Origin of the sequence: Lihuaxuella thermophila (genome assembly GCF_900110165.1) — a bacterium.
Classification (GTDB): Bacteria; Bacillota; Bacilli; order Thermoactinomycetales; family Thermoactinomycetaceae; genus Lihuaxuella; species Lihuaxuella thermophila.
Genome location: NZ_FOCQ01000029.1, coordinates 1 through 5692, shown reverse-complemented (window position 1 = coordinate 5692; position 5692 = coordinate 1). Strand labels below are relative to the sequence as shown.

Genomic DNA, 5692 nt, shown 5'->3' with positions numbered 1-5692 from the left:
GGTGGGGCAAATGATTGGGGTGAAGTCGTAACAAGGTATCCCTACCGGAAGGTGGGGATGGATCACCTCCTTTCTACGGAGTATCTTCGGATACACAAACGAATTCACTTCTCAGGTCGTGATGCTTGCTCACTCTTTAGTTTTCAGGGAATACTTTGTACCCCCTCAAAGCTTTTCGGCTTTGAGGGGGTTTTTTATTGTTTCCGGACCAATGAAAATGATAAATTGAGAGAACAGGAGGAAGATGAACGATGCATTTTAACAACCAAAAAATCTTGCCGGCGGCGAAAAGCATCAGAGAGTTTGAAAAGTTGATGAAGACGAAATTCGAATACATCATTCTCTTGGACTGCCATGTGGCCCAATTGCAGGCGCTCATGAGCCTGGCTAACCGCCACCGCAAAAAGGTTTTGTTGCATGTGGATCTTATTCAGGGTTTACGCAGTGATGAGTACGCAGCGGAATTTTTATGCCAGACGATCAAACCGGCCGGATTGATCTCCACCCGAACACCAGTGGTCAGCGTGGCGAAGAAAAAATCACTGATTGCGATCCAGCGCATCTTTTTGTTGGATACCCATGCGCTGGAAACGAGTTACCGCCTGCTCCAATCCTTTAAACCCGACTACATAGAAGTGTTGCCCGGAATTATCCCGCACATAATCAAGGAAGTTTCCGAAAATACGGGAGTTCCTGTTTTAGCCGGGGGGCTGATCCGTACCATCGGGGAAGTGGAGGAGGCCATCCAAGCGGGCGCAGTGGCAGCAACCACTTCAAGCGAAAATATCTGGAGGAGTATAAAATAAATACTTGAATACAATAGAAAATTATAATAGAATAATAGTGAAATCGCTTACAATTCATACAAGTTAATAGCAGTGGTGAGATGAGGAGAATCACTAATTTCTTTTTCTTGGCGCTTCAAGGAAAAGTAAATGGGTGATTCTCTTTATTTTTCCCTCAATGAATTTCAAATTTTTCATCATTAATGATGCTTAAAGGAGGATGTGTATGTCGCATTTTATGGCAGAACTCCTGGGAACCATGATCCTGATTATTTTGGGCAATGGTGTGGTGGCGGGAGTTGTTCTCAACAAGTCGAAAGCCCAACATGGGGGATGGGTCGTCATCACATTTGGTTGGGGCTTTGCAGTCATGGTGGCTGCCTACATGGTCGGTCATTACAGCGGAGCGTTCCTGAACCCGGCGCTAACGGTGGGATTCGCCCTGGCCGGCAAACTGGCATGGGCAGAAGTGGGCCCCATGATCGTTGCACAGATGATCGGCGCTTTTCTCGGGGCTGTCATCGTCTGGCTGCATTACCTGCCCCACTGGAAGGAAACTGAAGATCCGGAAGCGAAATTGGCTGTATTTTCAACAGGCCCTGCGATCAGGAGCCCATTTGCAAACTTGTTGAGTGAAATTATCGGTACTTTTGTGCTGGTACTGGTCCTGTTATCCTGGGGAGCCAAAGGAATTGTCTTCGCTGATGGACTTCAAACGCTTGCCGCCGGCTTTTTGATTGTGGCCATCGGGATGTCCCTTGGCGGAACCACCGGATACGCGATCAACCCGGCCCGTGATCTGGGGCCGCGCATTGCCCATGCCATCCTGCCTATTGCCGGCAAGGGTTCTTCCGATTGGGGCTATGCCTGGATTCCCGTTGCAGGTCCCATGATTGGCGCTGTGCTGGCTGCTGTCAGTTATACAGGTTTGTTTCAATAATCAAACATAAACGGGGTGGATGAAATGGAAAAGAAATATGTTTTGGCGATCGACCAGGGAACAACCAGCTCCAGAGCAATTTTATTTGATAAAAACGGACATATTGTCGGCGTTGCGCAAAAAGAGTTTACACAGATTTTTCCACAGGCGGGCTGGGTTGAACATGATGCACAAGAAATTTGGAGCTCAGTCCTGGGAGTGATTGCCGAAGTCCTGATCAAAACAGATGTTTCCCCCAGAGAAATTGCCGGCATCGGTATCACGAATCAACGGGAAACCACGGTGGTTTGGGATAAAACAACCGGAAAACCCGTCTATCATGCGATTGTATGGCAGTCCCGGCAAACGGCAGATATTTGCGAAGACCTGAAGGCTAAAGGGTATAACGATCTTTTCCGAAGCAAAACAGGTTTATTGATCGATGCTTATTTCTCCGGCACCAAAGTGAAATGGATTTTGGATCATGTGGAAGGTGCAAGGGAAAAAGCTGAAAAAGGCGACTTGTTATTCGGAACCATTGATACATGGCTAGTTTGGAAACTTTCCGGTGGAAAAGCGCATATAACTGATTATACGAATGCTTCAAGAACACTGATGTACAATATTTATGAATTAAAATGGGATGAAGAATTGTTGGAAATTCTGGATGTACCAAAATCCATGCTTCCCGAAGTCCGCTCTTCTTCGGAAGTATATGCCTATACAGTGGATTATCATTTTTTTGGCGAGAACGTACCGATCTCCGGAATCGCCGGTGATCAACAAGCCGCATTGTTTGGGCAAGCTTGTTTTGAACCGGGGATGGCCAAGAATACGTATGGCACTGGTTGCTTTATGCTCATGAATACCGGTGAAAATGCCGTTCCCTCAAAACATGGATTGTTGACCACCATTGCCTGGGGATTAAACGGCAAGGTGGAATATGCGCTGGAAGGCAGCATTTTTGTTGCCGGATCGGCTGTTCAGTGGCTGCGCGACGGACTCAAAGTGATCAAGACGGCAGCTGAAAGTGAGCAGTTGGCCAATTCGGTCGAATCCACCGATGGAGTCTATGTCGTGCCTGCTTTTGTCGGGTTGGGTACCCCGTATTGGGACAGTGAAGCCAGAGGGGCAGTCTTTGGATTGACACGAGGTACGAATCAAGCGCATTTAGTGCGGGCGACACTGGAATCGTTAGCCTACCAGACAAAAGATGTTTTGGCTGCCATGGAAGCCGATTCTGCTATTCAATTGAAAAAGCTGCGCGTAGACGGAGGAGCCACAACCAACAACTTCCTCATGCAATTCCAGAGCGACATTTTGGGCGTCCCGGTAGAACGGCCGGTTGTTTTTGAAACAACCGCGTTGGGAGCGGCTTATCTGGCCGGGCTCTCCGTAGGATTCTGGAAAGATAAGCAAGAAATCGCGGAAAATTGGAACGTGGACCGCACATATGTGCCACAGATGGATGACAGAACGCGCGAAAAGCTATATAATGGATGGATGAAAGCTGTACAGGCAACACGCGTGTTCAAGTGATGACCATCTGACAAGTTAATAGACGGATGAGATCTGGAGATCAACCACATTGCCTCTTGCGACGGAAGTGCTGGGGGTATATGTGGTTTTTATTTTTCAGTGAAAGAGGTGGCTACGATCATGTTTTCAGTGCGCAAACGTTCTGAGGAGATGGAAGCAGCTGTTTCCAAAGAAATAGATCTATTGGTGATCGGAGGAGGAATCACCGGTGCGGGAATCGCCTTGGATGCGCAGACAAGAGGAATCGAAACGGTTTTGATCGAGATGCAGGACTTTGCAGCCGGCACTTCCAGCCGTTCCACCAAACTCGTCCATGGCGGATTGCGTTATTTGAAACAGTTGGAATTCGGTTTGGTGGCGGAAGTAGGGAAAGAGCGGGCGATTGTCTATGAAAATGCCCCCCATGTGACCAGGCCGGAATGGATGCTTCTGCCGTTGATCCAGGGGGGTACCTACGGAAAACTGGCGAGTTCGCTGGGAATCTGGTTGTACGACCATTTGGCCGGAGTGAAGAAAAGCGAGCGCCGCCGCATGCTGAACAAAGCTGAAACGCTCCGGAAAGAGCCCTTGCTGCGCGAAGCAGGTTTAAAGGGGGCGGGCTACTATGTTGAATATCGGACAGATGATGCCCGCCTTACTTTAGAAGTAATGAAAAAGGCGGTTGAGTTCGGGGCTAAAGCTTTCAATTATATGAAAGCCCTGGATTTGATCTACCGGGATGGAAAACTGGCAGGTGTGCAGGCTGTCGACCTCCTCACCGGTGAGAAATATGTGTTGTACGCTAAAAAAATCGTCAACGCAACCGGCCCCTGGGTCGATGGATTGCGGGAGAAAGACGGTTCGAAGAAAGGGAAGGTATTGCATTGGACCAAAGGGGTTCATCTGGTCGTTGATCAAAAACGATTCCCCTTGAGGCAAGCTGTCTATTTTGACACTCCGGACGGCCGTATGGTTTTTGCCATTCCCCGCGATGGAAAAACGTATATTGGCACCACTGATACGGACTATCACGGAGACCTGGTTCACCCGCGCATGACGAAAGAAGATCGGGATTACCTCTTGGCGGCTGCCAACTACATGTTTCCGACGATTCAATTGACGGCCCGTGACGTGGAATCCAGCTGGGCGGGAATCCGGCCGCTGATTCATGAGGAAGGGAAATCGCCATCGGAAATCTCCCGTAAAGATGAGATTTTCCGCTCCCATACCGGTCTCATCACCATCGCAGGCGGTAAGTTGACCGGGTATCGCAAGATGGCGGAGCGAGTGGTCGATCTGGTCGCCGCTGAATTGACAGCGGAACAGGGGAGAAGTTTCAATCCCTGTCATACGGACCAAATTCGCTTGTCCGGGGGGGATGTTGGCGGATCGGTCGGGTGGGCTGATTTTGTAAAAGAGAAAGTCAAAACGGGGGTTCAACTGGGGTTGTCAGAGAAGGAAGCCTCCAAACTGGTTGAACGTTATGGCAGCAATATCGACCTCGTCTACGGAGTGATTGTAAAGGAAAGCGAAGAAGCTGAAAAATATGGATTGCCGCTCGAAGTCTACGCTCCGCTGGTTTATGCGGTCGAGCATGAAATGGCGGCCACTCCGGCAGATTTTTTCATCCGCCGCACGGGAAGTTTATTATTCGATATAGACTGGGTGAAAGAGTGGAAGCAAGGAGTCATCCGGTGGATGGCAGATCATCTGGGTTGGGATCACTCTGCAAGGACAGAGTATGAAAAACAGCTGGACATGGAAATCGAGTATGCGACACAAGCGGTATGATGGAGCGGCATCCTTGCTTTTCCACAAGCAAGGATGCTTTTTTATCAGGACGGTTGCGGATTCCGCCTTCCCTCTTCGTCAATCCATTTTAAGAAACAAATATTGATCTGAACCGGGAAGCAAACGATATGACATCCATTGATCTGGTTTGTATAAAGTTTATTTAGGATTTCCAACTGATATATTTATGAATAAAATTTTTTTATAAAAAAGGGGTTGCATTTGTGATTGATCCGTGTTATATTACTATCTGTCGCCGCGATTGAGCGGTGAAACTGATGAAAACAAGCGCACCTTGAAAATTAGATATGGAATAAAGCAATTGACAAACTTGGTCAAGTTCGTCAAGTTGCATTCACCGGAGAAGAACCGAGCAAGTCCGCGTAAGTGGACAAAAGTAGGTTAAGCTACTAAGGGCACACGGGGGATGCCTTGGCGCCAGGAGCCGATGAAGGACGGGGCGAACACCGATATGCCTCGGGGAGCTGTAAGCGAGCGTTGATCCGGGGATTTCCGAATGGGGCAACCCACCAGCTGGAAGAGCTGGTACCGCCGCCTGAATCCATAGGGCGGACGGAGGCACACCAGGGGAACTGAAACATCTTAGTACCCTGAGGAAGAGAAAGCAAACGCGATTCCCTGAGTAGCGGCGAGCGAAACGGGAACAGCCCAAACCGGC

General features: G+C 48.9%; 4 protein-coding genes and 2 rRNA genes. All 6 read left to right on the top strand.

Translation table 11 applies throughout. From position 1 onward, the window contains the following. A 16S ribosomal RNA gene (locus tag BMW55_RS18780) occupies window positions 1–73 on the top strand; the annotation flags it as partial. A 178-nt stretch (window positions 74–251) separates the two neighbouring features. Next, entirely contained in the window at window positions 252–806 is a 555-nt protein-coding gene (locus tag BMW55_RS18775) for a glycerol-3-phosphate responsive antiterminator (RefSeq protein WP_089973349.1), read from the top strand. 205 nt (window positions 807–1011) lie between these two features. After that, window positions 1012–1725 (top strand): MIP/aquaporin family protein, encoded by a 714-nt coding sequence (locus BMW55_RS18770; RefSeq protein WP_089973346.1) that lies wholly within the window; start codon window positions 1012–1014, stop codon window positions 1723–1725. Window positions 1726–1749: 24 nt separating this feature from the next. Then, entirely contained in the window at window positions 1750–3243 is a 1494-nt protein-coding gene (glpK, locus tag BMW55_RS18765; RefSeq protein WP_089973343.1) for a glycerol kinase GlpK, read from the top strand. Between the two features lie 120 nt (window positions 3244–3363). After that, window positions 3364–5013, top strand: coding sequence for a glycerol-3-phosphate dehydrogenase/oxidase (locus tag BMW55_RS18760; protein ID WP_089973341.1), 1650 nt, complete (start codon window positions 3364–3366; stop codon window positions 5011–5013). A 400-nt stretch (window positions 5014–5413) separates the two neighbouring features. Then, window positions 5414–5692: ribosomal RNA gene (locus BMW55_RS18755) — 23S ribosomal RNA — on the top strand; the annotation flags it as partial.